Source organism: uncultured Campylobacter sp. (assembly GCF_938030145.1).
Classification (GTDB): domain Bacteria; phylum Campylobacterota; class Campylobacteria; order Campylobacterales; family Campylobacteraceae; genus Campylobacter_B.
This window is the reverse complement of sequence record NZ_CALHGM010000028.1, coordinates 1-3,383: the sequence shown is the minus strand read 5'-3', so window position 1 is coordinate 3,383 and position 3,383 is coordinate 1. Positions and strand designations below refer to the sequence as shown.

The following is a 3,383-nucleotide window of genomic DNA, read 5'->3' as shown; positions in this document are numbered from 1 at the left end:
CGAGCCGCAGGCTCGCACCTTGTAAGCGTGCAGGGGTTAATTGGGGGTTTGGGGGATAAGAAGGGGGCGCCTCGCCATTAGCTCCCTTCTTGTCCCCCAAGAATTGCGACACAACTAGGAGAATATTTTGGACGTTAAAACCGCACGCGATATGTTTATTAAGGGCTACTCAATCACCGACATCGCAACTGCTTGCGGCGTAAGTCGCCAAAGCATCTATGCCGCCAAGGCTAGAGCAAAAGCCGCGGGCGAGGACTGGGATGAGCTGGCACTTGCAAAAAACAGGGAGCAAAGCAATACCATCAAAAGCGAGCAAGGTTTTATCCTTGCGCTGATAGAAAGCTTCGAGCGGGTGTTTTCACAGATGCAGGAGCTGCCGCCTCAAGAGAGACTAGAAATTTTAAAAGATTATACGCAAACCTATTATAGTCTTAAAGCCCCGCTTAAAACGGATATAAAGGCTCAAATGCTAGACGCCGCAAGCCGCGCGATAAATGAGATTGCTGATCTTGCCACGAAGAAAAAATGCGATGCCGTGACGGAGTTTTTGGCGGCAAACGCCGATGAAATTCTAAGACGAGTGCTTAAACAATGATCGCAAACGAAAATATCGAAACGCTCCGCGCTAAGCTCAAATCCCTAAAGCGCGCCGCCGATCCGCAAAGAGACGCTAGGATAAAGGCTGCGCGCGCAAGCTTTAAAGAGTGCGTGCGGATCTATTTTAACGCTCACGTACGCCTGCCCGAAACCTCAAAATTTCGAGCGGATTTTTATAAAAATGAGGCGAAGCTAAGCACGAAAAATAGGCATCTGCTTTTTAAGGCTTACAGAGGAGCCGCCAAAACTACCTTGATTTCAAGGCTTTGGGTACTCTTTAATACTGCGGTAACTGCGCGAAAGCGCAACTGCGTAATCATTAGCGCGACGATAAATCTATCCAAAAAGACGATCGAATTTATAAAAAACGAGCTTGAGGAAAACGAGCTTTTGATTAGGGACTTTGGTATCAGCAAGGGCGATAAATGGACGGAGGAGGAGATCATATTTTATAGCGGAAAAACGGCGTTTAAAATTTCCGCTTACGGCGCAGGCAAAAAGATCCGCGGCGAAAACTGGCGAGGATTTCGTCCGGATCTTATCATTTGCGACGATCTGGAAAACGACGAAAACGTAAAAACGAAAGCGCAGCGCGACAAACTTTATGAGTGGTTTGAAAAGGCTATTATGAAGCTGCCCGCCCGCGGCGATAACGCTTATAATATCGTAGTAGTCGGCACGACGCTGCATTACGATAGCCTCTTATTTCGCATCGAAGCAAGAGCGGATTTCAAAACTCTATCCTATCCGCTGGTGCGCGCTTTTCCCGCAAACGTAGATGAGCAAAAGTGGGATATGAAAGAGCTGCTGCTAGATGACAGCAGGCTGGATAAAGAGCCCATAAAACAGGAGTTTTTAAGCTCCAAAGGCGCCTTTATGAGCGAATATCAAAACGAGCCGCTGAGTAAAGAGGAGGCAAGCTTTAGCGGGTATCAAACTTTCGAGCAGATGCCTCTTTGCGACGCCTATTATATGGGGATTGACCCCGCATTAGGAAAAAGCAAGGGCGATTATTTCGCCGTAGCTACGCTTGGGGCGTATGAGGGCAAATTTTATGTAAGCGTTAAGATGGCAAAAGTAAAGCCCGAGCTTATGATGGATCGCATCATAGCAGCGGCGCTTGAAATTTTACGACTTAACCGCCCGCTAAAAATCGCGATCGAAACTATTCAGTTTCAGGAGTTTTTTAAGGATATGCTCGACAAAAAAGCCCGCGAATTAGGGCTTTATCTGCCTATCATAGAGCTTAAAAATAGCGTGCCTAAGCAGCTTCGTATCGATAGCCTAACCCCGCCTATAAATAACGGCGTGATCCTAAGCGATAAAAACTCGCTCGTTTTCATAGACGAGCTTGATACCTACCCTAAAAGCGCGCATGATGATGGATTGGATGCGCTAGAGATGGCATGGCGCATCGCAAAGGTGCCGGCGTTTGATTATGCAAAGGCTAGCCGGATCATCAAAGAGCGAAAGCGCAAACGCGATATGATAAAAGATATGTTGCAAAGCTGATAAGAACAATGCCGTTTAAACGCTTTTAAAAGCCGTTTAAAAGCGTTTAAATATTTTTGGACGTGTGATTTATCGCCCAAGAGGCTAAAAGCGCTTAAAACGCACGCAAATGAAATTTAAGGATGATGGATGAAAAAACAAGATTTAAGATCGCTCATTAAGCTTTTAAGACCCAAGGGGGCTTATTCCAAGACCGACGTAGCGGGATATGTAGAGCTAAGCCCCTCTAAGATCCGCGCCGCACTGCTTACTAAACAGCAGAATTATCTATTCCCTGCATTTTCGCTCATAATGGATAAGGATAGCGCCGTAGGGGCTGAAATAGAAAAGCGTTTAAGCTCGGTAGAGAATAAATTTTTTACCCACGATCTAGGCGAGGATCAAAACGAAAATATCGAGCAAATCATAAAGGCTGCGGTGAGCGCTAGGATTTTCGGTCTTAGCGTTTTAGAAGTGTATGCGGACGAGGACGCAAATATAAAATTTGACGTAGTAGATAGAATATATATTAATATCGTAGAAAACAAGCCCTATCTGCGGATAGGCTCACGCGATATTGAAGCCAAAGAGCCGTTTTTTATAGTAGTTAGGCAGGAAGATCCGGCATTATTAAAAATTTTATGGCTGGTGTTTGCTAAACATTTCGTGCTTAGCCATTATCTTAAATTTGTGGAATTCTTAGGCGTGCCGCCGCTGATCGGCAATAGCTCAAGCGGGGATGAAAACGTCATCACCCAAATGGCTGAAGCGCTTGAGGGTATCAAAAGCGGCAGTTACGCGGTACTAGGTCCGAACGACATTATCAAAGTACTTGAGGGTAGAGGAAGCCAAGCCGACTTTATGGAGTTTGTGCGCTATTGCGACGCCGAGATAGCCAAAGTAATAAACGGCTCGGTGCTTAGTTCCAACGCAAACACCGCACAAAGCGGCAGCTACGCAATGAGCAAAACCCACGAGCAAAACCGCGCCGAGATAGTCGCTGCGGACGTGAAATTCGCAAGCCGCTTAGTCGAGCGAATATATGCGCGTCTTGGCAAAAGGGCAAATCTAAACATTCAAATCGAAAAGGATGTGGATCTGCTCCAGCGCGCACAGATGCTTCAAATTTTGCACGATATGGGATACCGAATGAGCCCTGAAGATATGGCAAAGGAATTTGACCTGCCGCCAAGCGCAAAGGCTACGGACGCGAAAGAGGGCGACGGATCAAACGGGCGCATAGGCGCAGAGAAAAACTCTGCCGGTGCGGCTAAATATCTCACTGAGATAGAGAG

At 46.5% G+C, this 3,383-nt stretch carries 3 protein-coding genes; all 3 read left to right on the top strand.

The window, feature by feature from the left end; genetic code table 11:
- The first annotated feature begins 127 nt into the window (after window positions 1-127).
- A complete protein-coding gene (locus Q0323_RS05275) occupies window positions 128-595 on the top strand; it encodes a DUF1804 family protein (protein WP_298052235.1) in 468 nt (155 codons plus the stop codon).
- Window positions 592-2,109: a phage terminase large subunit gene (terL, locus tag Q0323_RS05270; protein WP_298052233.1), complete on the top strand. Its 1,518-nt coding sequence runs from the start codon at window positions 592-594 to the stop codon at window positions 2,107-2,109. Before Q0323_RS05275 ends, terL begins: the two co-directional genes overlap by 4 nt.
- 129 nt (window positions 2,110-2,238) lie before the next feature.
- On the top strand, window positions 2,239-3,383 hold a 1,145-nt coding region (locus tag Q0323_RS05265; protein ID WP_298052230.1), incomplete at its 3' end, for a DUF935 family protein.